The sequence below is a fragment of the Paucibacter sp. PLA-PC-4 genome, assembly GCF_026241155.1.
Lineage (GTDB): Bacteria > Pseudomonadota > Gammaproteobacteria > Burkholderiales > Burkholderiaceae_C > Roseateles_E.
In genome coordinates, this window is the sequence record NZ_JAPFGP010000006.1 from 25,770 (window position 1) to 50,930 (window position 25,161).

A 25,161-nucleotide genomic window follows, 5' to 3' on the forward strand; every position below is an offset into this window, starting at 1 on the left:
GCCATGATTGACAGCAAAGACATCACCGGACTGATACTTGCCGGCGGCCGTGGCAGCCGCATGGGCGGCGTCGACAAAGGGTTACAGACCCACCAGGGCGTGCCGCTGGCCCTGCATGCGCTGCTGCGTCTGGGGCCCCAGGTCGGCGAGCTGCTGATCAATGCCAACCGCAATCTGGGCGCCTACGAGGCGATGGGTGCGCCGGTCTGGCCCGATTCGCTGCCCGACTATGCCGGCCCGCTGGCTGGGGTGCTGACCGGGCTGGAGCATTGCGAGACGCCCTATATGGTCACCGTGCCCTGCGACTCGCCGCGCTTCCCCGAGGACCTGGTCGCCCGCCTGGCGCAGGCGCTGGACGCCGAAGATGCAGAGATCGCAATGGCGGCAACGCCGGGGCCCGACGGCGGCAGGCAGGTGCAGCCGGTCTTCTGCTTGATGAAGACCGAGCTGATCGAGAGCCTGGTGCGTTTTACGCAGAGCGGCCAGCGCAAGATCGACAAGTGGACGGCCCAGCATCGCTGCGTCGAGGTGCTGTTCGAGGATGAGCAGGCCTTTGCCAACGCCAACACGCGCGAAGAACTGCAGCAATTGCAGAAGCCCCTGTCATGAATCCGCCCTTGCCCCGCCTGACGAGCTGCAGTGCCGTGCTGACCCACGAGGTCGAAGTACTGGACGAGTTCGGCCGTCGCAAGACCATGAGCATCCCGGCCGAACGACCGCTCACCGTCTTCGTCGACAAGCGTGAGCTGGTCACCTTGATGACACTGGGCGTGGCGCCGGAGCTGCTGGTGCTGGGCTACCTGCGCAACCAGCGCCTGGTGGCCGATGTCGGCGAGATCGAATCGATCACAGTGGACTGGGAGGTCGGCGCGGCGGCCGTGCGCACCCGTGCCGGCATCGCCGACATCGAGGCCAAGACCGCCCAGCGCACCGTGACCACTGGCTGCGGCCAGGGCACGGTGTTCGGTGCGCTGATGGCCGATGTGGAGGCGGTTCAACTGCCCGGTGCGCAGAGCGCCCGGCTCAGCCAGGCCGCGCTCTACGAGATGCTGGACCAGATGCGCCGCCAGGACAGCGTCTACAAAAAGGCCGGCTCGGTGCACGGCTGCGCGCTGTTCCGCGGAGCCGAGTTGCTGGTACATCGCGAGGACGTAGGCCGCCACAACGCAATCGACAATATCGCCGGCTGGATGTGGATGAACGGGGTGACCGGCGGCGACAAGTGCTTCTACACCACCGGCCGGCTGACCAGCGAGATGGTGATGAAGTCGGCCCAGATGGGCGTGCCCATCATCGTCTCGCGCAATGGCATCACGCAGATGGGCCATGCGCTGGCCAGCCAGCTGGGCCTGACGCTGATCGGCCGCGCCAAGAACCGCCACTTCATCTGCTACAGCGGCTTCGAGCGCTTCGACAGCAAGCCCGAGCCGGCCCGCGAGACGGTGGAGCTGGGCGGCTGAACCACTGCCCGCACTGTTGACTCTGCACAACGCGGCGCGCCACAGATCGGCTACCCTCACTCCTTTGTGACAAAGCGTAGCCTCCATGCAAGATGCAGTCAGCAGCGAGGTGCTGGTCGACCAGCTGGCGCAATGCCTGGCCAGCGCACGCGCGGCCCAGCAAGCCTCACAGCTCGATGACGGTCTAGCCCAGGCCCAGCGCGCCTGGGAGCTGGCCTCGCCGCAGGGTTTTCTGACCGAGCAGATCGAGGCGGGGCGCCTGCGCGCCTTCTTTTTGTACCGGCGCGGCGCGCTCGGCGCGCTGATACGCGCCGGCGATGCGCTGCTGCCGCTGCTGCGCGCCCAGGGGCCTAGCGAGGCGCTGTGCGAGCTGCTGCGCTGGATGACCTTGGGCGGCTTCGAGACCGGAGATTTCGACATCGCGATGCGCAGCGCCAACGAGGGCTGCGCGGTGGCCCAGGAGCTCGGCGAGGTCAGCCAGATCGCGCTGTCGCTGAACGCACTCGGCGCCACCTTCGAGCGCATGGGCGATCCCTGGCAGGCCGAGCGCCTGATGAGCGAGGCGGCCGCCCTGGTACGCGAGCACACCAGCCCTTACGAGCGCGTGGTCACACTGAACAATCTCTGCGGCGTCGCGCTCGGCGCCTTCTATCTGCTGCGCGACAGCGGCAACGACGCCGCCTGCGCCAGCGCGCTGGAGCGGGCGCTGCGCTATGCGCGCGAGGTGCGTCCCCATGCCCAGGCCTTCGGCGACCCCTTCCCGCTGGTGATGACCGAGGGCAATCTGGGTGAGGCACTGTTGCACTCCGGCCAGGTCGATGAGGCCGAGGCCATGCTGACCCAGACCCTGGATGAGGCGCGTCGTCTGGGCTTCCAGGCCCAGGCCTGGCGGTTGCGCTGCTCGCTGGCCGAGCTGGCGCTGCTGCGCGGCGACCCGCAGGCCGCCCATGACGATCTACGCTTGCTGCTGCAGGAAACCGGCGACAAGGCACCCGCCGCCACCGCGTTGCGCGCCCACCATGCGCTCTACCGCGCCGCCAAGACGCTGGGCCTCAACGAGTTGGCCCTGCAGCAGCTGGAGGCCTACCAGGGCATCGAGCGGCGCCGCGCGATCGCCCAGCTGATGGCGCAGTCGCGCTTTTTCGTGACCCGGCTGGAGGCCGAGCAGGCGCGCGCCCAGGCCACCAAGCACGAGGCTCGCGCCGCCGAGCTGGAAGAGCATGTGCAGCGCGACCCGCTGACCGGCCTGGGCAACCGGCGCTGCATGGAGTCGCGCATGCCGCCGCTGCTGCGCGAGGCTGAGCGCCTGGGGCAGCCACTGACCCTCGCGCTGATCGACGCCGACCGTTTCAAGGACGTCAACGACCAGCACGGGCACGCAGTCGGCGACCGGGTGCTGCAGATCCTCTCGCGCATGCTGGAAGACAACACGCGCGGCAGTGACCTGCTCTTGCGCTACGGCGGCGAGGAGTTCCTGGTGGTGTTCCCTGATACCGTGCCCGACCGCGCCTTCGAGGTCTGCGAGCGACTGCGCCACCGCGTCGAGACCTATCCCTGGCAAGACCTGGCTGCGGGGCTGGAAGTCACCTTGAGCATCGGCCTGGCCAGCGCCCCGCCCTATGCCACCGACCTGCTGATCGCCCGCGCCGACAGCGCGATGTACCGTGCCAAGCATCTGGGCCGCAACCGCGTGGCCTTGGCGTGAGCCCGGCGCGCCGCATCACGCTGATCACCGGCGCCGGACGCGGCATCGGCGCCGCCACCGCCAGGCTTTGCGCGGCCCATGGGCATGATCTGGCCCTGGGCTATGCGCGCGACGCCGGTGCTGCCGAAGCCCTGGCCGACGAGCTGCGCGAGCTGGGCCGGCGCGTCCTGTGCGTGCAGGCAGATGTCGCCGACGAGGCCCAGGTGCTGGCGATGTTCGCACGCATCGATGCCGAGCTGGGCCGGCTGAGCGGTCTGGTCAACAACGCCGGCATCGTCGCGCCGGCCGCGCGCCTGGACGAGATGGATGTGGCGCGCTGGCAGCGCCTGTTCGGTGTCAATGTGATCGGCAGCCTGCTGTGCGCCCGCGAGGCCGTCAAACGCATGAGCCGCCGCCATGGCGGGCCTGGCGGCGCCATCGTCAATGTCTCGTCCCGCGCCGCCCAGCTAGGCTCGCCTGGCATCTATGTGGACTACGCGGCCAGCAAGGGCGCCGTCGACACCCTGACCGTCGGGCTTGCGCGCGAACTGATCGACGAAGGCATCCGCGTCAACGGCGTGCGCCCCGGCATCATCGCCACCGAGATCCATGCCGACAGCGGCACGGTCGATGGCCTGGCCGCCGCAGCGGCCGCCATCCCGATCGGCCGGCTGGGCCGCGCCGACGAGGTCGCCGAGGCCATCGTCTGGCTCTTGTCCGATGCGGCCAGCTACACGGTCGGTGCCACACTGGATGTCGCAGGAGGGCGTTAAGCTCGGGGCACAATTTCTGCGCAAGCAAGACATGACCCTGAGCCCGGCCACCCTCGCCCGCACCGTCCCGTTCGCCGTCTTCATGGCCTTGCTGGCCCTGCGCGGCATGCTGCCCGAGAGCGTCAACTTCGATCTGCGCTGGATCTACGGCCTCAGCGTGCTGCTGGTCGGCGGCCTGCTGATCTGGTATTGGCGCGATTACGGTGAACTGGCCCGCCAGAACCTGCCAGACCCCCGCGAGACGCTGCTGAGCTTGGCCGTCGGCCTGATCGTGTTCGCGCTGTGGATACGGCTGGACGCGCCTTGGATGCAGCTGAGCGAGCCGACCGCCACCTTCGTGCCGCTGGACGCCGCCGGCCAGCTGATCTGGCCCCTGGTCGCGATGCGCTGGATCGGGGCGGCGCTGGTGGTGCCGCTGATGGAAGAGCTGTTCTGGCGCAGCTTCTTGATGCGCTGGATCGCCAGCCCGCAGTTCCAGACCGTCGACCCACGCCGCGCTGGGCTCAAGGCCATCGTGCTGTCGACCTTCGTCTTCATGCTCGCCCACACCCTCTGGCTGGCCGCCATCATCGCCGGCCTGGCCTACGCCTGGCTCTATGTACGCACCGGCAAGCTCTGGACCGCCGTGATCGCGCATGCGGTGACCAATGGCGTGCTGGGCGTCTGGGTGGTAATGGGCGGGCGGTGGGAGTTCTGGTAAGGCGTCTGTCGCCTCAAGGCGGCCGCACCGGGTTGCGCTGCAGATGCTTGAAATGCTCGAACAGCCAGGAGCGCATGCCCATCACCAGCGTGTACTGGCGCTTCTCGGCGTCGGGCAGTTTCTGGTCGAGCAGATGCTGGCGGGCGAAGTCCTGGGCCACGCGCTGCAGCCGCTCTACCAGCTCGCGCGCCATGCCGTGGCCTAGGCGGCCGTGGACCAGCATCAGCAGCTCGGCCTCGCCGTCGAAGCCGCCGCAGAAGAAGTCGCTGGCGACCTCCTCGCGAAAAAAGCTCATCACCGGCCCGTGCGGGCGCCAGCGGAAGGTCTTGGCCAGGCGCAGCTTGTAGCGGTTCAGCGGCTTGAGCTCGATCACGCCCAGCCGGTCCAGCTCGGCCAGATAGCGGGTGACCTCGGCCTCGCTGAGCCGGTAGCTGGCGGTGATCTGCTCGGCCGTCCACTGGCTCAGGCAGCAGATCGCCATCAAGAGCAGCTTGGGATCGGCCACCACGGCTTTTTCCTGCGCCAGCGTCAACTCCATGCGCAGCGGCTGGCGCTCGGCCAGCGCCCGCGTGAGCTCGGCGAAGTCGGTCTTCAGCACACGGCAGATCTCGTCCACGCGTGACAGCGGCATCTCGCCGCCCGGCGCCAGCATGCGCTTGACGCTGGACTCCGAGAGCCCGAGCTCGCGCGCCATATCGGCATAGCTGAGGCCCTGGCTCTTGAGCTCGGCCTTGATGACTTCGATGAGGGTCTGGGTGCTTGACATGATGAACACAACGGTAGCGCAAAACGCTACTGGCGGCGGCAGGCCGCGCCACGGCCGCAACAATCCGGCGCCAAACATCACGCGGCCGGCCAGCATCAGGCCATGCAACAAACACGACGCCAACACTTGCTGTGCTGCGGCGCTGCCGCCGTCGCCGGCCTGTTCACCAGCTTGGCCGATCCGGCCCAGGCCGCCTACCTGCGCAACCCCTGCCGCGGCAGCCTGCCGGCCGCGCTACGCCGACACCCGCTGCTGCAACAGCTGTGGCAAGACCTGGACCCGGCCCAGCTCTGGGATGTGCACTGCCATCTGCTGGGCAATGGCGACGCCGGCAGCGGCTGCCGCATCCACCCGGCCATGCATCAGTGGTGGCATCCGGTCGAGAGCCTGCGTCGGCGCGTCATCATGGACGGGGCCTGCGTCTCGCCCGAGGTGCCCAGCGTAGACCGGGCCTATCTGCAGCGCCTGCGGGCATTGACGTCCGACTTTCCGGAGGGCGCGCGCTGGCTGCTCTATGCCTTCGACGAGGCCCATACCGAACAGGGCCGCGCCGAGCCCGACTGGACCACCTTCCATGTACCCGACCACTATGCCCGCGAGGTGGCCGAACGCACGCCTGAGCGCTTCGCCTGGGTCGCGTCCATCCACCCCTATCGCGAGGATGCGCTGGCGCGGCTGGACGCGGCCATAGCCGGCGGCGCCGTCGCCTTGAAATGGCTGCCCAGCAGCATGAACATCGATCTGCGCGATGCGCGGCTGCGGCCCTTCTACGCCCGTCTGGCCACCGCCCGGCTCCCGCTGATCGTGCATTGCGGCGAGGAAAAAGCCGTGCCCGGCGCCGGCCGCGAGGACTTGGGCAATCCGCTGCTGCTGCGCGCACCGTTGGCGCAGGGCGTGCGCGTGATCGCCGCGCACTGCGCCTCGCTGGGCGACGCGCTGGATCTGGACATGACAAGGCCGCGCCTGGTGCCGGCTTTCTCGCTGTTTGCCCGGCTGATGGACGAGCCGGCCTGGGACGCGCTGCTGCTGGGCGATGTCTCGGCGCTGTTCCAGTTCAACCGCCGGCCCGAGGTCTGGCGCGCGGTACTGGCGCGACAGGACTGGCATGGCCGGCTGCTGCACGGCTCGGACTATCCGCTGCCCGGCGTCGGCCCGCTGTACCGCCTGGGCGGCCTGGTGCGCGCGGGTCTGCTGGACGAGGCGCAGCGTCCGCTGCTGGAGCAAGTGCGCGAGCACAACCCGCTGCTGTTCGACCTGCTGCTGAAAAAGACGCTGCGCTGGCAGGGGCAGGGCTTGCGCGCGGAAGTCTTCCACACGCGGCGCCATTTCGTGCATCCGTTCATACCGCCGGTAGCGTCAGGCGCTACCGGCAACAAATGAAACCCTTGAAAAACGCCTTCTCGGCCATCATCGCGCCACTTCTCAACAGGAGCCCGCACCATGCAACACCCGCACACCTTGATGCACCGCGACAGCAAGGCCTGGACCTACCAGGTCTGGATCTCTTTCGGCATCGCCGTCAGTCTCTGCGCGATCGGTCTGGCCTGGCTGCCCGGCGACGATCTGGACCGCGCCTTCATGGTGATGGGCTATGTGTTCTGCCTCAGCACCGCGTTCGCACTGGCCAAGTTCGTGCGCGACAACGAAGGCAAGACGGTCGACACGCCGATGTGGAAGCTGGTCGTCTGGGGCGGCTTCGTGCTGGCGATGGCGCTGACCGGCTGGGGCCTGTGGCGCATGGAGATACAGCCGGTCTGGAAGGCCTTTTTGCTGGTCAGCTGGCTGTTTCTGATCTCGAGCGTGTTCACGCTGGCCAAAATGCTGCGCGACGCGCACGAGGCCGATCTGCAGCAGGCTCGCGCCCAAGGTCGCCGTGAAGCCCTGGTTACCGAATAAGGATTCATGATGAAAAGCAAGCTCTACATCCCCTCGCTGTTGCTGAGCCTGATGCTGCTGCAAGCGCCCGGCGCCCAGGCCCAGTCCACCGCCTCGCAGGCCAGCGCGCTGTCGATGCTGCCGGTGGCGGTCTCGGTGGCCGCACCGGTGATGCTGCTGTCGGCTGGCGTTGCGCTGACGGTGGTGGCGGTGGAAGCAACAGCCCAGGGCTCGGTCTGGGTGCTGGAGCGTGCCTCGGACGGGGCCCGCGCCAGTGTTCGCTTCGCCGGCCAGGCCAGCGCGGTGCTGGGCACGGCCGTGGTCATCACGGTGATCGGCAGCGGCTATGTGCTGTCGGCCGCCGGCGAGGCGATCGCCTTCGTACCCAACGCCATCGGCACGGCCCTGCTGCACAACGAGCAGCTGACACGATGAATAGCAAGACCGTCGCCTGCCTGCTGCTGGCTCTCGCTGCGGGCGCCGCCCAGGCCGGCCGTCCCTGCGAGGACAAGCCCCTGAGCGTGCAACAAATCGAGCGCGGCATGAACCTGGCCGAGGCCACGGCCCGCCAACTGGAGGCCAGCGGCGCCCAGGTCGTGCTGCTGGCGCGAGCAGGCCAGGACCTCAGCAAGCACGGGTTGCTGTGGTCGCATCTGGGTTTCGCCTACCGTGACAACAACGGCGATGCGACGGGTTCGCAGCCGGTCTGGCGCGTGCTGCACAAGCTCAATCACTGCGGCACACCCCGCGCCGATCTGTTCCGCCAGGGCCTGGGCGAGTTCTTCCTGGACCGGCCGCATCGCTACGACGCCGCCTATGCCCGGTTGAGCCCGGCGCTGCAATCGGCACTGTTGCCGCTGCTGCGCAGTGATGTGCGAAACAGCGCCCGCCTGCTGCGCTTGCACGAACCGCGCTACAGCATGGTCTCCTACGCCTGGGGCGACAAATACCAACAAAGCAATCAATGGGTGCTGGAGACGCTGGCACTGGCGGCCGACGGGGCCAGCACCCGGGCCCAAGCCCAGGCCTGGCTGCGCGGCAAGGCCTACCAGCCCGGGCTGCTGCGCCTGTCCACCGCGACCCGGCTGGGCGCGCGGGTGAGCATGGCCAATGTAGAGTTCGACGATCATCCGAGCGCCCAGCGTTTTGCCGGGCGCATCGAAACCATCACGGCCGATTCGATGTTTGCCTGGCTGCCCCGCGCGGGCCTGGGCGAGCCGGCCGAGCTGGTCAAACAGTGACGAAAAGAACCGGAGGAGGCGCAGCATGTCGGAACCCCATGGCGGTCAGTTCGCCCTATTGGCGCAGCGCCGCTTCGCGCCGTTTTTCTGGACCCAGTTCCTCGGCGCGGCCAACGACAATCTGTTCAAGTTCGCCTTCACCGTCCTGGTCACCTACCAGTTGCAGCTCAGTTGGCTGCCGCCGGCCCAGGCCGGGCTCGTCATCGGCGCGCTCTTCATCCTGCCCTTTGTGCTGTTCTCGGCCACCAGCGGCCAGTTGGCCGACAAGCATGACAAGACGCGGCTGATCCGTTTCATCAAGACGCTAGAGATCGCCATCATGGCGCTGGCCGCCTGGGGGTTTTTCGCCAGCCAGGTGCCCGTGCTGCTGGCCTGCGTCTTCCTGCTGGGTCTGCACTCCACGCTGTTTGGCCCGGTCAAGTATGCCTATCTGCCTCAGCAGCTCAATGAACGCGAGCTGACCGGTGGCAACGGCATGGTGGAGATGGGCACATTTGTGGCCATCCTGCTAGGCAATGTGGCCGGGGGCTTGTTGATCGCCACACCCGAGGTTGGCGCGCAGCATGTGGCCATCGCCTGCTTCGCGCTGGCTCTGCTGGGCCGGCTGACGGCGCAGGCCATCCCGCCCTGCCCGGCCACCGACCCGGACCTGGTGGTCAACTGGAACCCGGTCAGTGAGACCTGGCGCAATCTGCGCCTGGCACACGGGCAGCTGGCGGTGTTCCGCTCGCTGCTGGGCATCTCGTGGATGTGGTTCTTCGGCGCGGTCTTCCTGGCCAACTTTCCGGCATTCGCCAAGGAGGTGCTGCATGGCAATGAGCAGGTCGCGTCGCTGCTGCTGGTCGTGTTTTCGGTGGGCATCGGTACTGGCTCACTGCTGTGCGAGCTGCTTTCGCGCCGCCATGTCGAGATCGGCCTGGTACCGCTGGGCGCGATCGGCATGAGCGTGTTCGCGATTGATCTGTACTTCGCCTCGCGCGGCCTGCCGCCGGTGGCTGCGGCGCTGAGCCTGGGCGAGTTCATGGCCCAGGCCGCACACTGGCGCGTGCTGGCCGACCTGTGCCTGCTGGCACTGTTCGCCGGGCTTTACAGCGTGCCGATGTATGCGCTGATACAGCTGCGCGCGCAGCCCACGCACCGCGCCCGGATCATCGCGGCCAACAACATCCTCAACGCGCTGTTCATGATCGCCAGCTCGCTGCTGGCCGGCGCGCTGCTGGGTGCCGCTCTGACCATCCCCGAGCTGTTCCTGGCCGTCGGCCTGGCCAATGCGGTGGTGGCCTTCTACATTTTCATGCTGGTGCCCGAGTACCTGCTGCGATTCGTCGCCTTCATCGCCTCGCGCCTGATCTACCGCTTCAAGATCAGTGGCGACGAGCACATACCGACCCAGGGTGCCGCGCTCTTGGTCTGCAACCATGTGAGCTTTGTCGATGCGGTGCTGCTGATGGCTGCCAGCCCGCGCCCGATCCGCTTCCTGATGGACCACCGCATCTTCCGCATCCCGATACTCGGCTGGCTGTTCCGCCTGGCCAAGGCCATTCCCGTAGCGCCGCAGAAGGACGACCCGGCCACCTACGAGCAGGCTTTCGAGCAAGCTCGCGCGGTGCTGGACGACGGCGAGCTGCTGTGCATCTTCCCCGAGGGCGGCATCACCCGCGACGGTAGCCTGCAGCCTTTCAAGGGCGGCGTGATGAAGATCCTGGAGGGCCGCGACGTCCCGGTGGTGCCACTGGCGCTGCAAAACCTGTGGGGCTCCTTCTTCTCGCGGGTCGAGCAGGGCGAAGCCATGGTGCGCCCCTTCCGGCGCGGCTTTTACAGCCGGGTCGGCCTGGTGGCCGGCACGCCACTGGCGGCGCGCGAGGTCAGCCCCGAAGGGCTGCGTGAGCGGGTCGGAGCGCTGCTAGGTCCCCGCACGCCAGATTCGGCGCAAGCGTAGCTTGAAGGCCCGCGCCGAGCGCCAGACCGGGCTGGCACGCACCCAGGCCAGCAGCCCCCCTTTCCAGGCCGTCCAGCGCGCATACAGCCGCGCGAACCAGGGCAGGCTTTGTAGCGCCGGCTCGGTCAGATGAAACAGCCGGGCCAGCACCGCAGTGCCCAGCAGCTTGGCCACGACGATCACCGCCAGACCCAGCAGCGCCTCGCCGCGCCCGATCAGCCACAGCGCCACGAGCTTGACCGGGATCAGCAGCAGACTGGGCAGCAGAAAAACCAGCAAGGCGGGATAAGGCCGCAGACGCGCGATGCCCGCCTCGATCTGCTGCAGCAGCGGCAGCCGGCCCAGCGCCGCCATCGCGCGCAGCAGCGGTGCCCAGCCCCATTCCTCGAACAGGATGGCCAGGGCCAGCAGCAGCCGGACAAGCCAGCGCAGCGGCGCAATCAAGGCCTTGATGAACATGGCCCCGGCGTCGGCGTCGGTCTCACACCCCGCGCGCGCGGTCCTCGGCGAATTTCTTCTGGAAGCCGGCGAAGTTGCCTGCGTCCAGCGACTCGCGGACTTCCTTCATCAGATTCAGGTAGTAGTGCAGGTTGTGCACGCTGGTCAGCATCGGGCCCAGCATCTCGCCGCAACGGTCCAGGTGATGCAAGTAGGCGCGGCTGAAATTGGCGCAGCAGTAGCAGCTGCAGGTCTCATCAACGGGGCGTTCGTCGGTCTTGTAGCGGGCGTTGCGCAGGCGCAGGTCGCCGAAGCGGGTGAACAGATGGCCGTTGCGAGCATTGCGCGTGGGCATCACGCAGTCGAACATATCGATGCCCTGGCTGACGCCCTCGACCAGATCCTCGGGCGTGCCCACGCCCATCAAATAGCGCGGCTTCTGGGCGGGCAGCTGGTGGCCGATATGGGCCAGCACGCGCTGCATATCGGCCTTGGGCTCACCGACGCTGAGGCCGCCGATCGCATAGCCCGGCAGATCCAGCGCGGCCAGACCGGCCAGCGATTCGTCGCGCAGGCCCTCGAACATGCCGCCCTGCACGATGCCGAACAGCGCGTTCGGGTTCTCTAGTTTGGCGAACTCGTCCTGGCAGCGCTTGGCCCAGCGCAAGCTCATCTCCATGCTCTTGCGGGCCTCCAGCTCGGTGGTGATGTGCCCCTTGCTCTCGTAGGGCGTGCACTCGTCGAACTGCATCACGATGTCACTGTTCAGAATCGTCTGGATCTGCATCGAGATCTCGGGCGTCAGGAACAGCTTGTCGCCGTTGACGGGAGAAGCGAACTTGACGCCCTCCTCGCTGATCTTGCGCATCTCGCCCAGGCTCCAGACCTGGAAGCCGCCGCTGTCGGTCAGGATGGGCTTGTGCCAGCTCTCGAACTGATGCAGGCCGCCGAACTGCTTCATGATGTCCAGGCCCGGCCGCATCCACAGATGGAAGGTGTTGCCGAGGATGATCTGCGCGCCCATCTCGTCGAGCGAGCGCGGCATCACGCCCTTCACCGTGCCATAGGTGCCCACCGGCATGAAGATGGGGGTTTGCACCACACCATGGTTGAGGGTGAGCGTGCCGCGGCGGGCGCGGCCTTCGGTCTTGAGCAGGTCGAACTTCAGCATGATGGGCCCGATTGTCGCAGGCTGCCCGCGACAACACCGATTCGCTATGCGCCCACACCGGAGCCTACACCCGCATTCGGGCGGTGTTCCTGCCATTGAGGCCGCGAGATAGTAGCGCCCGATTCGTCGGCCTCGACGCCGACGAACAACCATGGGAGGAACCGTCATGTCTCGATTCGCAACTACTGCCAAGCCTGCCCGGGCTGCCGCCCGCCATGTCTTAGGTGCTTCGGCGCTTGCCCTGGCTCTATTTGCGCCGGCCGGTCAAGCCGTGGCGGCGCTGGTCACCTTCGACGACCTGCCCGCGCTGGCAAACGGACAATACGCCCGCGTTTCCGACGGGTACGCGGGCTTGAAGTGGTCCGAGCACTTCTCGTATGTAAAGGCTTCTGGCATTCCGGACTCCGGTTACGCCAGAGGCAACGTGTCCGGCGACTATGTGGCCTACGCGGCCCAGGGCCAGCCCATCGGGATCAGCCGCGACAGCGGCTTCGATCTCAACAGCGGCTATTTCACCAGCGCCTGGATCACCCAGCAGGTCACAGCGCTGGGCTACGTCGGGGATGCGGCCGATCCGGCCTACAGCATGACCTTCACGCTGAACAACACCGGCCCCTTGCTGATCGAGTTCAATTGGCAGGACCTCGCGCGCGTGACCTTCGCGCAAACGTCGCCCGGCCTGGGCACGCAGTTCGTGATCGACAATCTGGTGATCGATGAACCTCGCCAGTCCGTCCCAGAGCCAGGCAGCCTGGCCCTGGTGATCGGTGGCCTGGCCCTGGCCGGCGCCCTGAGCCGACGCCGGGCCTGATCGCCGGGGCGCCGCTGTGAGACGCCGGGTCGGCCGCGGCCCGGCAGCGCCGGGCGGGCGGCGACAATACTCCTGCCCACCATGCCCCACAGCCTCGCCGTCGCGGTCCACAGCGACCTGTTGATCAAGAAAAGCCGCTTCATCGGCTGCGTCGAACCCTGTGCGGATCGCACTGCGGCGCTGGCGCGGGTGGCGGCGCTTCGCGCACAGCACCCGGGCGCCGTTCACGTGTGCTGGGCCCTGCTGGCCGGCGGGCAGAGTGCCGCCCATGACGACGGCGAGCCCGGCGGCACCGCCGGGCGGCCCATGCTAGAGGTGCTGCGCCATCAAGACCTGGACGGCGTGTTGGCCACCGTGGTGCGCTACTGGGGCGGCGTCAAGCTGGGCGCCGGCGGCCTGCTGCGGGCCTATACCGATACCGTCGCCCAGGCCCTGCTGAAGGCCGAAAAAGTGCCACTGCTCAAGCTCAAGACGCTGCGCTGCACCCTGCCCTATGCGATGGAAGGCCTGCTGCGCCGCGAGCTGGAGGCCGCCGGTGCGCAGCTGCTGGAGATGCGACATGGCAGCCAGGTGGAACTGCAGTTCAGCCTGGCCGAGGATGCGGCGACTGCGCTGGTCGCGCGGCTGGGCGAATCGGGCCAGGGCCGCATCGGCTGGCTGGCGCCCGAGGGCGAGGTCTCGGCCACCTAGAATACCGGCTCCTCCTTAAGCGCGAGAAGTCTGATCGTGTCCGCTACCATCCTGCAAAAGATCCCCGCCGGCGACCGCGTCGGTATCGCCTTCTCCGGAGGCCTGGACACCAGCGCCGCAGTGCACTGGATGCGCGGCAAGGGTGCCGTGCCCTGCGCCTACACGGCCAATCTGGGCCAGCCCGACGAAAGCGACTACGACGAGATCCCGCGCAAGGCCCTGGCCTATGGCGCCGAGATCGCCCGCCTGATCGACTGCCGCGCGCAGCTGGTGGCCGAGGGTATCGCTGCCATCCAGTGCGGTGCCTTCCACATCAAGAGCGGCGGCGCCACCTACTTCAACACCACCCCGCTGGGCCGCGCCGTGACCGGCACTGCGCTGGTGGTGGCAATGCGAGATGACGGCGTCAACATCTGGGGCGACGGCTCGACCTACAAGGGCAACGACATCGAGCGCTTCTACCGCTACGGCCTGCTGGCCAACCCGGCGCTGAAGATCTACAAGCCCTGGCTGGACCAGACCTTCATCGATGAGCTGGGCGGCCGCAAGGAGATGAGCGAGTACCTGATCGCCCACGGCTTCGACTACAAGATGAGCGTCGAGAAGGCCTATTCGACCGACTCGAACATGCTGGGCGCCACCCATGAGGCCAAGGACCTGGAGTTCCTGAACGCCGGCATGAACATCGTCAAGCCCATCATGGGCGTGGCCTTCTGGCGCGAGGACGTGCTCGTCAAACCCGAGACCGTGAGCGTGCGCTTCGAGGAAGGCGTGCCTGTCGCGCTGAACGGCCGGACCTTTGCCAACGCGGTGGAGCTGTTCGCCGAAGCGAACGTGATCGGAGGCCGCCACGGCCTGGGCATGTGCGACCAGATCGAGAACCGCATCATCGAGGCGAAGAGCCGCGGCATCTACGAAGCCCCCGGCATGGCCCTGCTGCACATCGCCTACGAGCGTCTGGTGACTGGCATCCACAACGAGGACACCATCGAGCAGTACCGCATGAACGGCATGAAGCTGGGCCGTCTGCTGTATCAAGGTCGCTGGTTCGACCCGCAATGCCTGATGCTGCGCGAAACCGCCCAGCGCTGGGTCGCCCGCGCGATCACCGGCGAGGTGACGTTGGAGCTACGCCGCGGCAACGACTACAGCATCATGGACACAGTCAGCCCCAACCTGACCTATGCGCCGGAGCGTCTGTCGATGGAAAAAGTCGAAGACGCCGCCTTCACCCCGGCCGACCGCATTGGCCAGCTGACGATGCGCAATCTGGACATCATCGACACCCGCCAGAAGCTGGGCATTTACAGCGCGACCGGGCTGCTGGGCAGCCAGAGCGAAGGCAGCGTGAAGCTGCTGACGGGGAGCGGGAAGGACTGAGTTTCAGGTCCCGCCCCTAGGATGAACGACGGCCGCCTTCGGGCGGCCGTTTGCTTTTGAGGTGCCGGCAAGTCCAGGCCTGGCCTGGTGTGCTTGTCGGCATACTGAGCACAATGCAGGCAACATTCACGCCGTCGGGCCCACAGACCATGCATCATCTCACCCACCTTGCCCGCCTGGTCGCGACAATGGCCTTGCTGCTACAGGCCACCAGCCATTGCCTGGCCGCTCCAGCCAACAAGTGCGTGATTGACGGCCAGGTCACCTACCAGCAAGGACCTTGCCCCACAGGCCAGGCGCGCAGGCCCCCGACGGTGGACGAACTCAATGCCCTGGAGAAGCAACGCCGCGCCGCGGTTACAACAAAGGCGAGCACGCCGCCGCCTACCACGAGCACCAGCACACCCACGCCGCCAGCCGCTCTCACCGGCTTCCGATGCGACGGCCGGCAACATTGCTCGCAGATGAAGTCCTGCGCCGAAGCCAAATACTTTTTGGCCCATTGCCCTGGCGTGAAGATGGACGGCGACAACGACGGCAGCCCCTGCGAGCTTGATGTATGCCGCTGAGCAAGCGAGGCTCAGCTCCCCATTTCCCAGGCAGCGCTAGCCTCTGTGATTTGCAGACCTGCCTACCGTCACGATTGGACCGCGCCCCCTACCGCACCACCGACACTTGCGATGGGATCCCAGCGGGCCGCCCAACGGATTCAGTTCTTACGAGCGCCAGCGGTCAATGACCTTGATCAGCAACTTGGAAATTGCCCGGTGATCCTGCAGGGAGGCATGCCAATGACAGCCGTGTAGATCGAGGGTCGCCATTTCAATACCAAAGCCGTCGATTCGTGGATATCCCGCCAGCTTGTGACGGGCAATGACTTCGCGCATGCTGTTCTTCAAACGGTGGTTGCCGGTCTCGGGAACGCCGAGAACGAACAAGGCATGGCTGCCATACTGCCCTCTGAGTTCAGTCAGAAAATCAACGTAGGCCTCTTCGAATATCGGCGCCAGCGTCTTCACATTCCATAGCTTGCTTTCATCGATGGATGCAAAGTCGGCCCCCCCGAGCGTCACCACCACAACGCTCGGATTCCAGTGTCCGGGCTTCACCCACGCACTTTCGGGATCGTGGAGGATGATCCTGTTGGCATAGGTCCTGTAATGAGTGCCCGGGAACCGGTCTCCATAGTTCCTCACCATGCCAAGACCGGAGTAGGCATTGAGATGGAGTTCGGCGTCATAGTGCTTTGCGGTCAAGGCGGCAAAGGACAAGGCACTATTGGTCGAGGCGGACACCTCCGCATCGGAGCAATCTCTTTTGGTCGCTGAGTTGCCATAGCCAAGCGTCAGTGAGTCTCCAACAAAGACCATCTGCTTCGCAAGGGGTTGGGGAGCGGGTAGCAACTCGTCGCCAGGCCGAACCTCGAAGCCGCGAAAGCGTCCGCTGGCGTGGGTGGACTCATTTCGCTTGAACACCTTGATTCGATGCTCGCCTGGGCCAAGGTCCTGCACCCAGACGGTCCGGTTGCCAGGCTCAGAGATCACTTCTCTGTGCTGGCCGTCGATTTCAATATTGAAATGACTGCTGCTGTCGGCAAACTTGAGGCCAATCGCTGACCCGGAGAAATGCCCTTCAAAATACACTCCCGCCCAACTGTATTCGACCGCATCACGATGCTGCTTGACACGGCCCACCACATGAATGGCCGCATGGTCGAATAGCTCAGACTCCATCCGGTCTGCTTCAGGTTTCCTTGCAAGGCTGTCGTTGCCGCAAGCGCTGAGGAATGCGGACAGGAGCGCGCTGAACAACAGCGCTTGAAGGAGCCGGCCAAGGCTGGCGATCTGCCACTGCTTCATCGTTTGCACTCAATAGACCTCGATGTTGACAGGAAATCATGGGCACGGTCGAAAGAATACGAGCTCCCCCGCGAAGCAGCTGCAGCGCCGGCGGGCACGTGACTTCACGCCTGCCCGTTAAAGTCCGACCACCTTGCAACGCATCCTCTTCCTCTGCAGCCTCAACCGCTGGCGCAGCCCCACTGCCGAACAGATCTTTGCCGAGTATCCGGGCATCGAGTGTGTGTCGGCCGGTCTGAACCATGGTGCCGACAATCCGCTGACGCCGGAACTCGTGGAGTGGGCGGACCTGATCTTTGTGATGGAGCGCCAGCACAAGACCAAGCTGTCCACCGAGTTCAGTCCCTGGCTACGCGACAAGCGCGTGGTTTGCCTGAACATTCCTGACAACTACCGCTTCATGGACCCGGCGCTGATAAAGCTGCTGCAGGCCAAGGTCGGGAGCTTCCTGCCTCAGAACAGCAGCTCGATCCCAGAGTCCCGGCTCAAGACCTGACTCCGACTCCTCGATGCAACAACCCCAAAGGGTGATTCCCTGCCATGCTGCGGGTGGCCATACTGTCCGTCGCAAGGAGGACGACGAGCATGACGGGTTTGCTGAATCGCTTGTTTGGGCACCGGCCCGCCGAAGTGGCGCTGGCGCCGCTGCTTGATCCAACGCTGGGCCTGCTGCGCTGGGACGAGGACGCCGAGGGCTGGGTGGGCGAGATCGCGCAGGGGCCGAAGCCGGCCGAACGGCGCGCCTCTATATCGGCGCCGGCTCGGCAGGGAAGTACCCGGCCGCAGCGATGCTCGGTCTGACGCGGCCGCCATAGCGGGAGTTCTGGGATCTGGCGCCGCTGGCCTAGGACTATCTGTGCAAGAACATGGACATGGATGCCTGGCTCGCCGACCCGCAGGCCTTTCGGGTCCAGGGCTTGGAGTCCTACAGCCACCACCTGGCCGAGGATGTCTACACCATCACCTTCACGACCGGTGACAGCGAGGCCGTCTGGAAGGTGCACTTCCAGGCCGGGCAGCCGGTCGACTGCCGTATCGACGACTGAGAGCCGGCATGTGCCCGCCACCTGAGCCCGCCGCGCCAGAAGAACTGCTCGCACAGGCGCGCAGTGGCGATGCCGGCGCGTTCGACGCACTGATCGCTTCGCACCGGCGGCGCATCCACACTCATTGCTACCGCATGCTGGGCTCGCCCCATGATGCGGACGATGCGCTGCAGGACACCCTGCTTGCCGCCTGGCGCGGGCTGGCCTCGTTCGAGGGCCGCGCGCGCTGGGCACCTGGCTGTACCAGATCGCCACCCACGCTTGCCTGCGCCTGCTTTCCCAACAGCGCCGGCGTCGCCTCACATCGCCCGAGTACGGCAGGCCGTTCGAGTCGACCGCAGAGCTGGGCGAGATGGTGCTCGGACCGGTCTGGCTGGAGCCGCTGCTGGATGAGGAGCAAGAGGGAACGGATCACGCTGACCCCGCGCCGCGGCTGCAGCGGCGCGAGCAGGTCGCGCTCGCCTTTGTCGCCGCGCTGCAGCACCTGCCTGCAACCCAGCGCGCTGTGCTGCTGCTGCGCGAAGTGCTGGAGTACTCGGCGGCCGAGACGGCCGCGATGCTGGGCAGCAGCGTCGCCTCGGTGAACAGCGCCCTGCAGCGTGCGCAGAAATCGCTGCGGCAGCGACTGCCGGCGGTGTCTCAGGCGGCCGAGCAGCTGGCGCTGGGCACAGAGGATCTGAACCGCCTGCTCGCGGCCTTCATGCAGGCCAGGGAGGCCAGACATGTGGACGGGCTGGTAGCCTTGCTGACCGAGGATGTGCGCTTCACGATGCCGCCCCTGCCGGCCTGGTTCGGTGGCCGGCATTTCGTGAAGCGCTTTCTGGCCGAGCGGGTGTTCGAGACGCCATGGCGCTTGCTCCCGCTGCGCGCGAACGGCCAGCCGGGCTACGCCTGCTACATGGTGTCGGCAGGCGACGGTCACTTCCGCCTTGGCGGGATCCTGCTGAATCTACGCGGCGGCCTTATCTCGGGCCTGCACAGCTTTCTGGACCCGGCGCTGCAGCGGCACTTCGGCCTGGCCGCCGAACTTTCTTTTGAGCATGACCGATGAGTTCGGCCGATAGCTTGTCTCTCAAGGAGTGACTCGTCCCGAATCCCTCGGGGCCGTGGCTCATCCTCCTTGGAGAAGGAAAGACCTTTCATGGGCAAGCTCATCATCAGCACCATGTGCTCCCTAGACGGCTACTGCGCCGGCCCCGGTGGCCTCCTCGACGACCTGCCCATGGATGCGGCCTTCGACGCCCACAACCTCGAACTGATGCGCCATGCGGGCACGCAGCTGTTCGGCGCAACCACCTTCGCGCTGTTCCGCGACTTCTGGCCACTGATTGGCGAGCCCTGCGCCCGCGAGTACGTGGTCGACCCCGCAGGGGGAGCAAGTCGCTCTGGGGAGTGGTCCGGCGAGCGACTTGAGAACCCGCCGGACCCCGAGCTATCGCCGTCGGTGCGCGAAATTGCCCGACTCATTGCGCCAATGGGCAAGCTAGTCGTCAGCGACCGGCTGGCACCGGCGGATACCAAGCCCTGGCAGGAGGCTGAAATCGTGCGGCGCGCCGAGGCGCATGCGCGCATCCAGGCCGTCAAAGCCAGCGCAGCGCGCGATCTGCTGATCTACGGCAGCCCGCTGTTGGCCAGCGATTTGCTGGCTGAGGGCCTGGTCGACGAGCTGAACCTGCTGATCGGCCCGGTGGTGCTGGGCGCTGGATTGCCGGCCTTGCGCAAGGGCTTGCCCGCGCCACTGCGCCTGCTCGACGCGCGCCGGCCCGATGACTCGGACACCATGCGCCTGCGCTACACCTGCACACCAGCGCGGCGCGGCTGGGCCTAAGGCATGCTGCCACAACGCTGTCCGTAGCCGCATGCAAACTGCGGCTCCCAACTCAGCAGGCCTTCGAACATGAGTCAGCCCCGCACCGCCCCCGCCGATTTCGACTTCATCATCGGCCACTGGACCGTTCGCCACCGCCGTCTGAGAGAGCGCCTGGCCGGCTGCAATGAGTGGCAGGAGTTCAGTGGCAGCTCCAGCACGCGGAAAATCCTCGACGGCTTCGGCAATGTCGAGGACAACCTGCTGCACTTGCCGGAGGGCGAGTACCGGGCCGCAGCCTTGCGATCTTTCGATCCCGTCAGTGGGCAATGGGCGATATGGTGGCTGGATGGGCGCCGACCCCACGGGCTGGATGTGCCGGTGGTCGGCCGCTTCGCCGAGGGAGTCGGCAGTTTCTTCGCCGACGACGAGCTCGATGGGCGGCCGATCCGGGTGCGCTTCACCTGGTCGGTGCCGGCCTTGGGTCTGCCGCGCTGGGAGCAGGCCTTCTCGGCTGATGCAGGCCAGACCTGGGAAACCAACTGGACCATGGACTTCAGCCCCGCCCTCGACGACACTGCCTGAGATGAGCACCGCCGCCCCGCAGTTCTTCCGCGATGCGTTGGCCTGGCGAGCCTGGCTGGAAGCCCATGCCGAGACCGCTACCGAACTGGTGGTGGGCTTTCATAAGGTCGGCAGTGGCGCGGCCGGCCTGCGCTGGCCCGAGTCGGTTGACGAGGCGTTGTGCTTCGGCTGGATCGACGGGGTTCGCAAGCGCATCGACGACGCACGCTACCAGATCCGCTTCACGCCACGCCGGCCCGGCTCGATCTGGAGCCAGGTCAATATCGACAAGGTCGCAAAGCTGCAGGCCGAGGGCCGCATGAAACCTACCGGGCTGGCGGCCTTTGCGCTGCGCAGTGCCGAGCGATCGGCCATCTACTCGCACGAGCAGGCCGAGGCCGCCGAACTGCGAGCCGAGGAGCTGCGCGAGTTCCGCAGCGCCGCGGCAGCCTGGGACTTCTTCGAGGGCAAGACGCCGCCAAGCTATCGCAAGCGGCTGCTGCACTGGGTCTGCAGCGCCAAGAGGGACCCAACCCGCGCGGCCCGCCTTGCCAAGTTGATCGCGGCTTGCGAGCGCGGCGAACAACTTGGCTGGTGAGCCAGTCAGAATAACCCGCAACCGGTCTCCGGCCCGCTCAGACCAGCCCGGCTTTGTCCAACCCAAAGGCCCTGTCCTGCGAGCCGGGCACGGCCGCGAAACCGATGGCCAGTCGGTTCCAGCCGTTGATGGCGACGATGGCAAAGCTCAGCTCGGCCAGCTCCGGCTCGCTGAAGTGCTCGCGCACCGCCTGAAAGTCGGTCTCCGACACGCCTTGCGACGGCAGCTTGGTGACCATCTCCACCCAGGCCAGCGCGGCGCGCTCGCGCGGCGAGAACAGCGGCGACTCGTGCCACACGGCCACATGATGCATGCGCAACGCGCGCTCGCCATGCAGGGTGGCTTCCTTGACATGCATGTCCACGCAGAAGGCGCAGCCATTGAGTTGGGAGGCGCGCAGGGTGACCAGATCGTGCAGCGCAACGTCCAGCGTGCCCTTCTTGAGGGCCATGCTGAACTCGACATATTTCTTGAACAGCTCGGGGGCCTGCTGGGCGTAGTTGAGGCGTTGTTGTTGCGACATGATGAAGAGCTCCTTGGTTGAGGGGATGGCTGCGGCAGCAGACAGAGCACTTACCGCGCTCACCCCTCAAGACGAGACAGCCCTTGCTTTTGTGACAGCCCAGGCTTCGGCCAGGCGGCACAACTTTTGCGGATTGCGCTGGGTGTGGATACGGGTGATGCGCAGCCCATCGGTCTGCAGGCTCTGGGCCGATTCCAACCGTCCGTCGATGAAGCGCAGCAGGCCCCATTCGCCGTTCAAGCGCACCAGTTCCAGCTGCTGCACCGCCTCGCCGCGCTCGCTGCGGCGCCAGATCGCGAAGTACAGCCGCGCCACGCGCGACGCGCCGGCCAGGACCTTGCCGAAGCTGGGCACGATGCCGCCACCATCGCTGATCAGCTCGGCGTCCTCGGCCAGCAGGGCTTGCAGCGCGGCGAAATCGCCTTTGCGTGCGGCCTGCGCAAAGCCGGCCAGCAGCCGGTAGTGCTGGTCCGACGAGACCCGGTGTCGCGGCCGCCCGTCCTTGAGCTGTGCCTTGGCGCGCGAGACGATCTGGCGGCAGGCAGACTCGCTCTTGCCCAAGGTCTGTGCCAGCTCGGCGTAGTCGGCATCGAAGACCTCACGCAGCAGAAATGCCGCCCGCGCCTCGGGACCGAGCCGCTCCAGCAGGGCCAGGAAGGCCACCGAGATGTCGTCGGCCCGCTCCAGCAAGGCTTCCGGCGTCGCGGGTGCGTTTTGCTGCGGCGCTCTCGGCGATAGTTCGTCCAGATCGAGCCGAGGCTCAGGTAGCCAGAAACCGATGTAATGGGCCCGCTGGGCTTTGGCGCTGCGCAGCCTGTCGATGGCCAGACGGGTCGTCACGGTGACTAGCCAGGCCTCCGCATTGGCCAGGCCCGCCGTGTCTGTTTCGTGCCAGCGCAGCCAGACGTCCTGCACCAATTCCTCGGCGTCGGCCACCGAGCCCAGCATCCGGTAGGCAATTCCCTGCAGCCTGGGGCGTAAGCGGTCAAAGAGGCGGGTGGCATCGTCCATGGCAGTGAAGACGTTGGGCGCGGCCGGTTTGTGACATCAGCCTCTTTGCCTGTCCAGCATCATCGCGTCGCCATAACTAAAAAAGCGATACCTCTGCGCAATGGCATGGCGATACAGCGCCATGATGGACTCGTAGCCGGCAAAGGCAGAGACCAGCATCATCAAGGTGCTCTTGGGCAGGTGGAAGTTGGTCACCAGGCGGTCGACCACGCGGAACTCGAAGCCCGGCGTGATGAAAATCTCGGTCTCGCGCGCACCCGCCTGCAATACGCCGCCCATGGCCGCCGACTCCAGCGCCCGCAGAGTGGTCGTGCCCACCGCGACCACCCGACCACCGGCGGCCTTGCAGCGCGCTATCGCCGCCACCGTCTCGGGCAGGACCTGGAACCATTCGCTGTGCATCTTGTGCTCGGCCAGATTGTCGACTCGCACCGGTTGGAAAGTGCCGGCGCCCACATGCAAGGTCACGTGTGCGGTGGCGACGCCGCGCTCGGCCAGCCGCGCGAGCAGGGCTTCATCGAAGTGCAGGGCGGCGGTCGGCGCAGCCACCGCACCGGGCTCCTTGGCGAAGACGGTCTGGTAGCGGCGTACATCGTCGGCGCTGTCGCCATGCTCGATATAGGGCGGCAGCGGCACATGGCCATGCTGCTCCAGCAGCTCGAAGGGATCGCCAGACAGGCGCAGGTGGAACAAGCCGTTGTCCGGCCCACAACGGCCCAGCACCTCGGCATCGAAGGCCTCGGCAAAGCGCACGATGGCGCCGGGCTTGGGGCTTTTGCTGGCGCGCAGATGGGCCCAGACTTCGCGCGTGCCCGGCAGTACACGCTCCACCAAGGCTTCCACCGCGCCGCCGCTGGACTTGGCACCATAGAGCCGCGCCTTGATCACCTTGGTGTTATTGAACACCAGCAGATCGCCGGGGTTCAGCAGATCGGGCAACTCGCGGAACACGCGGTCCACCGGGGTCGCCGCGCGGCCGTCGAGCAGGCGCGAGGCGCTGCGCTCGGTGGCAGGATGCTGGGCGATCAGCTCGGGCGGCAGCTCGAAATCAAAGTCGGCGACCGTGTAGCGGGCGGGAGTGGACATAAGGGAGGGTTGAGGGCCGGACAGACCCGTGCCAAACGCTGGGGGCCAGATTGTCACATGGCCGCCAACTCCCTGAACTGCCCCGGGGCAGCGTCTTACTGGCCCCGGCGACGCCCCAGCAAAAAGCCCACCGCCCCCAGGCCGGCCAGCGCCAGCGCATAGTTCGGCGACTCCTGCTCAGCCCGGGCCTCGGAGGCGGACTGCGCGCCGGCCTTGTTGTTGTCAACGCGGCTCTGCGCCGTGAAGGACTGCGGGGATTCGAGTCCCGTGATGGACACCATGGCCGAATCCCCGGCCGCCGCCCAGGCTCCACCGGCCATCGTGAGGACTGCCATGACGATCAGTTTCCGAACTGCCAAAGCTCGCATAGATACCTCCCGGTAGAACAAACAGATGGTTTCTACCGATAGCGGAGTGCATATCTCATGCCAAGCCGGTCACCCCCGTGAATCAGGGCCGAAACAGCCACGACGGCACGCTTTTGCGCACCGGCTTGACGCAAAGCGCTCGCAGTGGCAGCACGGAGCAGCCATTTTTGTGCACTGCAATATGAGCCCGTACAGCGCCGCCGCCCTCAAGATTCGCGCAGCCACTGCACGGCACGCTCGACCACCAGCGCCGGGTGGTCGATCTGCTCGTCTACCGGTACCCGTTCGCCATAGGCACGACCCAGCCGGTCCGCCATATTGCTGACCGCCAGGCCCAGCGAGTAGCCCAGGCCGATCTCGCTGCCCCTGACCGCCGTCGAGACGCCATACGAGGGCGTGCCAAACAGCCGGGTCGGCCCCGGCCGACCGATGAAGGAGATCAAGGTGGCCTCGCCGCTGCTGCCATTGCGGCAGTCGCTCAGCACCGCCACCCGGGGACCAGGTTGACGCATCTGGTAGGGCTGGGGCACGGTGAGCAAGGCCGAACTCCCGACTCTGGCGACGCCAGCGGCGTAGCTCCAGGCGACCCGGCCACCATCCGGCGCGACGAAGTAACCGGCCACACCCTCGCCGAGCAGCGGCCCCAGGCCGGCAAGCATCGGGTACATATTGCCGCCGCCATTGGCCCGCAAATCGACGATCCAGCCCGCCAGCCCGGGTCGGTCCTGCTCGGCGATCTGACGCTGGATGCCAAGCGCCGCGTCCAGCGCCGGCTGCCCGCTGCCGGAGATGGCGCCCACCCGGACATAGCCGATGTCCGCCGGCAAGGCCGGCCGGCCGCTCCCGGCCTCGGCACAGACCGGGCGCTGCCAGCCAGGCGGACGCCCGACCAGCATGCCGCCACCAGGACGGATGACGTGGCTGTGCGGCTCCAGCAGCCGCGACAGGGCCTCGCTCATCGCCGCCTCGGCCTGCCCCGCGCCCGGCTCACTGCCCAGGCGCTGCAGGGCCGCAGCGCGCAGACTCGGCCAGTCGATGCGCGCCCGGTGCAAGGCCTCGTTCTCCATCTGGGTCAGCATTGTGTCGACAACGCGCCGCAACTCGGCGGCCCGCGCGCCATCCGGCACGGCAGGGTCCGGTGATCCGCCGCCACCGCCGCCACCGCCGCCGCAGGCGCTCAGCAGCGCAGCGACAAGGGCCAGCCAGCGGTGGCCAGTTGCGAGCGAGCGGGCACGCGCCCCGACCTTCGTCATCGTCCACATGAGAGCCTCCCCGAGCACGGTGTCGAACCGTTGTTGTGGCCGCGATTTCAGCGGCTGCCGACACCCTTGCCCATCGGGGGCTACCCGGAGGGCGTCAGCCCAGCGTGGG

At 66.8% G+C, this 25,161-nt stretch carries 30 protein-coding genes; 21 read left to right on the plus strand and 9 right to left on the minus strand.

The window, feature by feature from the left end; translation table 11 throughout:
- Positions 1-3: 3 nt before the first annotated feature.
- The 5 genes from mobA to OOZ63_RS10670 all read left to right on the plus strand — a co-directional run bounded on the left by mobA (position 4) and on the right by OOZ63_RS10670 (position 4,617).
- Positions 4-609 (plus strand): molybdenum cofactor guanylyltransferase MobA, encoded by a 606-nt coding sequence (gene mobA / locus OOZ63_RS10650; RefSeq protein ID WP_266005439.1) that lies wholly within the window; start codon positions 4-6, stop codon positions 607-609.
- On the plus strand, positions 606-1,460 hold the full coding sequence (locus OOZ63_RS10655; RefSeq protein WP_266005440.1) for a formate dehydrogenase accessory sulfurtransferase FdhD: 855 nt from the start codon (positions 606-608) through the stop codon (positions 1,458-1,460). The genes mobA and OOZ63_RS10655 overlap by 4 nt, the downstream gene beginning before the upstream one ends.
- Before the next feature lie 85 nt (positions 1,461-1,545).
- Positions 1,546-3,165, plus strand: coding sequence for a sensor domain-containing diguanylate cyclase (locus OOZ63_RS10660; RefSeq protein WP_266005441.1), 1,620 nt, complete (start codon positions 1,546-1,548; stop codon positions 3,163-3,165).
- Complete coding sequence (locus OOZ63_RS10665; protein WP_266005442.1) at positions 3,162-3,917, plus strand: SDR family oxidoreductase; 756 nt, start codon at positions 3,162-3,164, stop codon at positions 3,915-3,917. The genes OOZ63_RS10660 and OOZ63_RS10665 overlap by 4 nt, the downstream gene beginning before the upstream one ends.
- A gap of 31 nt (positions 3,918-3,948) precedes the next feature.
- Complete coding sequence (locus tag OOZ63_RS10670; protein ID WP_266005443.1) at positions 3,949-4,617, plus strand: CAAX prenyl protease-related protein; 669 nt, start codon at positions 3,949-3,951, stop codon at positions 4,615-4,617.
- Between the two features lie 13 nt (positions 4,618-4,630).
- Here the strand turns inward: OOZ63_RS10670 and OOZ63_RS10675 are convergent, their stop codons facing one another.
- Entirely contained in the window at positions 4,631-5,383 is a 753-nt protein-coding gene (locus tag OOZ63_RS10675; RefSeq protein WP_266005444.1) for a helix-turn-helix domain-containing protein, read from the minus strand.
- 102 nt (positions 5,384-5,485) lie between these two features.
- Here OOZ63_RS10675 and OOZ63_RS10680 point away from each other — a divergent pair, with 102 nt between their 5' ends.
- Genes OOZ63_RS10680 through OOZ63_RS10700 form a run of 5 tightly spaced genes read left to right on the plus strand, consistent with a single transcriptional unit; the run spans position 5,486 to position 10,438 of the window.
- Positions 5,486-6,763, plus strand: a complete 1,278-nt coding sequence (locus tag OOZ63_RS10680; RefSeq protein ID WP_266005445.1) for an amidohydrolase family protein — start codon at positions 5,486-5,488, stop codon at positions 6,761-6,763.
- A 60-nt stretch (positions 6,764-6,823) separates the two neighbouring features.
- A complete protein-coding gene (locus tag OOZ63_RS10685; protein WP_266005446.1) occupies positions 6,824-7,279 on the plus strand; it encodes a YiaA/YiaB family inner membrane protein in 456 nt (151 codons plus the stop codon).
- 9 nt (positions 7,280-7,288) lie between these two features.
- Positions 7,289-7,693 (plus strand): hypothetical protein, encoded by a 405-nt coding sequence (locus tag OOZ63_RS10690; protein ID WP_266005447.1) that lies wholly within the window; start codon positions 7,289-7,291, stop codon positions 7,691-7,693.
- Entirely contained in the window at positions 7,690-8,499 is an 810-nt protein-coding gene (locus tag OOZ63_RS10695; protein WP_266005449.1) for a DUF2145 domain-containing protein, read from the plus strand. The genes OOZ63_RS10690 and OOZ63_RS10695 overlap by 4 nt, the downstream gene beginning before the upstream one ends.
- A 25-nt stretch (positions 8,500-8,524) precedes the next feature.
- The gene (locus OOZ63_RS10700) at positions 8,525-10,438 is read left to right on the plus strand and encodes an MFS transporter (RefSeq protein ID WP_266005451.1); all 1,914 of its coding nucleotides are present in this window, start codon (positions 8,525-8,527) and stop codon (positions 10,436-10,438) included.
- Here the strand turns inward: OOZ63_RS10700 and OOZ63_RS10705 are convergent.
- Together OOZ63_RS10705 and tgt are read right to left on the minus strand one after the other, a co-directional pair.
- Positions 10,403-10,897 carry a hypothetical protein gene (locus OOZ63_RS10705; RefSeq protein ID WP_266005452.1) on the minus strand — a complete coding sequence of 165 codons (495 nt, stop codon included), beginning with the start codon at positions 10,895-10,897 and terminating at the stop codon, positions 10,403-10,405. The two genes, OOZ63_RS10700 and OOZ63_RS10705, sit on opposite strands and share 36 nt — an antisense overlap.
- 22 nt (positions 10,898-10,919) lie before the next feature.
- The gene (gene tgt, locus OOZ63_RS10710; RefSeq protein ID WP_266005453.1) at positions 10,920-12,047 is read right to left on the minus strand and encodes a tRNA guanosine(34) transglycosylase Tgt; all 1,128 of its coding nucleotides are present in this window, start codon (positions 12,045-12,047) and stop codon (positions 10,920-10,922) included.
- Between the two features lie 166 nt (positions 12,048-12,213).
- Here tgt and OOZ63_RS10715 point away from each other — a divergent pair, with 166 nt between their 5' ends.
- The 4 genes from OOZ63_RS10715 (at position 12,214) to OOZ63_RS10730 (ending at position 15,497) form a co-directional block, all read left to right on the plus strand.
- Entirely contained in the window at positions 12,214-12,858 is a 645-nt protein-coding gene (locus tag OOZ63_RS10715; protein WP_266005454.1) for a PEP-CTERM sorting domain-containing protein, read from the plus strand.
- A gap of 81 nt (positions 12,859-12,939) precedes the next feature.
- The gene (locus OOZ63_RS10720; RefSeq protein WP_266005455.1) at positions 12,940-13,548 is read left to right on the plus strand and encodes an IMPACT family protein; all 609 of its coding nucleotides are present in this window, start codon (positions 12,940-12,942) and stop codon (positions 13,546-13,548) included.
- A 36-nt stretch (positions 13,549-13,584) separates the two neighbouring features.
- A complete protein-coding gene (gene argG, locus OOZ63_RS10725; RefSeq protein WP_266005457.1) occupies positions 13,585-14,928 on the plus strand; it encodes an argininosuccinate synthase in 1,344 nt (447 codons plus the stop codon).
- 149 nt (positions 14,929-15,077) lie between these two features.
- Positions 15,078-15,497, plus strand: a complete 420-nt coding sequence (locus OOZ63_RS10730; protein WP_266005458.1) for an excalibur calcium-binding domain-containing protein — start codon at positions 15,078-15,080, stop codon at positions 15,495-15,497.
- 147 nt (positions 15,498-15,644) lie between these two features.
- Here OOZ63_RS10730 and OOZ63_RS10735 read toward each other — a convergent pair whose 3' ends face one another.
- The gene (locus tag OOZ63_RS10735) at positions 15,645-16,787 is read right to left on the minus strand and encodes a hypothetical protein (RefSeq protein ID WP_266005459.1); all 1,143 of its coding nucleotides are present in this window, start codon (positions 16,785-16,787) and stop codon (positions 15,645-15,647) included.
- Positions 16,788-16,920: 133 nt separating this feature from the next.
- On the opposite strand from OOZ63_RS10735, the gene OOZ63_RS10740 reads away from it, so the two are divergent.
- From OOZ63_RS10740 to OOZ63_RS10770, 7 genes are all read left to right on the plus strand, one after another.
- Entirely contained in the window at positions 16,921-17,283 is a 363-nt protein-coding gene (locus OOZ63_RS10740) for a low molecular weight protein tyrosine phosphatase family protein (protein ID WP_266005461.1), read from the plus strand.
- An 89-nt stretch (positions 17,284-17,372) separates the two neighbouring features.
- Positions 17,373-17,588 carry a hypothetical protein gene (locus OOZ63_RS10745; RefSeq protein WP_266005464.1) on the plus strand — a complete coding sequence of 72 codons (216 nt, stop codon included), beginning with the start codon at positions 17,373-17,375 and terminating at the stop codon, positions 17,586-17,588.
- Between the two features lie 71 nt (positions 17,589-17,659).
- Positions 17,660-17,833: a hypothetical protein gene (locus tag OOZ63_RS10750; RefSeq protein WP_266005465.1), complete on the plus strand. Its 174-nt coding sequence runs from the start codon at positions 17,660-17,662 to the stop codon at positions 17,831-17,833.
- Between the two features lie 271 nt (positions 17,834-18,104).
- Positions 18,105-18,884, plus strand: a complete 780-nt coding sequence (locus OOZ63_RS10755; protein WP_266005746.1) for a sigma factor-like helix-turn-helix DNA-binding protein — start codon at positions 18,105-18,107, stop codon at positions 18,882-18,884.
- 90 nt (positions 18,885-18,974) lie between these two features.
- Positions 18,975-19,661 carry a dihydrofolate reductase family protein gene (locus tag OOZ63_RS10760; protein WP_266005466.1) on the plus strand — a complete coding sequence of 229 codons (687 nt, stop codon included), beginning with the start codon at positions 18,975-18,977 and terminating at the stop codon, positions 19,659-19,661.
- Between the two features lie 69 nt (positions 19,662-19,730).
- Positions 19,731-20,225 (plus strand): DUF1579 domain-containing protein, encoded by a 495-nt coding sequence (locus tag OOZ63_RS10765; protein ID WP_266005468.1) that lies wholly within the window; start codon positions 19,731-19,733, stop codon positions 20,223-20,225.
- Between the two features lies 1 nt (position 20,226).
- Positions 20,227-20,802 carry a YdeI/OmpD-associated family protein gene (locus OOZ63_RS10770; protein WP_266005469.1) on the plus strand — a complete coding sequence of 192 codons (576 nt, stop codon included), beginning with the start codon at positions 20,227-20,229 and terminating at the stop codon, positions 20,800-20,802.
- A 37-nt stretch (positions 20,803-20,839) separates the two neighbouring features.
- On the opposite strand, the gene OOZ63_RS10775 is transcribed toward OOZ63_RS10770, so the two are convergent.
- The 5 genes from OOZ63_RS10775 to OOZ63_RS10795 form a co-directional block, all read right to left on the minus strand.
- Entirely contained in the window at positions 20,840-21,325 is a 486-nt protein-coding gene (locus OOZ63_RS10775) for a carboxymuconolactone decarboxylase family protein (protein WP_266005470.1), read from the minus strand.
- 66 nt (positions 21,326-21,391) lie between these two features.
- Positions 21,392-22,336 carry an RNA polymerase sigma-70 factor gene (locus OOZ63_RS10780; RefSeq protein ID WP_266005471.1) on the minus strand — a complete coding sequence of 315 codons (945 nt, stop codon included), beginning with the start codon at positions 22,334-22,336 and terminating at the stop codon, positions 21,392-21,394.
- 36 nt (positions 22,337-22,372) lie between these two features.
- Positions 22,373-23,422, minus strand: a complete 1,050-nt coding sequence (gene queA, locus OOZ63_RS10785; RefSeq protein ID WP_266005472.1) for a tRNA preQ1(34) S-adenosylmethionine ribosyltransferase-isomerase QueA — start codon at positions 23,420-23,422, stop codon at positions 22,373-22,375.
- Between the two features lie 95 nt (positions 23,423-23,517).
- Entirely contained in the window at positions 23,518-23,757 is a 240-nt protein-coding gene (locus OOZ63_RS10790; RefSeq protein ID WP_266005473.1) for a hypothetical protein, read from the minus strand.
- A gap of 239 nt (positions 23,758-23,996) precedes the next feature.
- On the minus strand, positions 23,997-25,052 hold the full coding sequence (locus OOZ63_RS10795) for a S41 family peptidase (protein ID WP_266005474.1): 1,056 nt from the start codon (positions 25,050-25,052) through the stop codon (positions 23,997-23,999).
- Positions 25,053-25,161 lie beyond the last annotated feature (109 nt).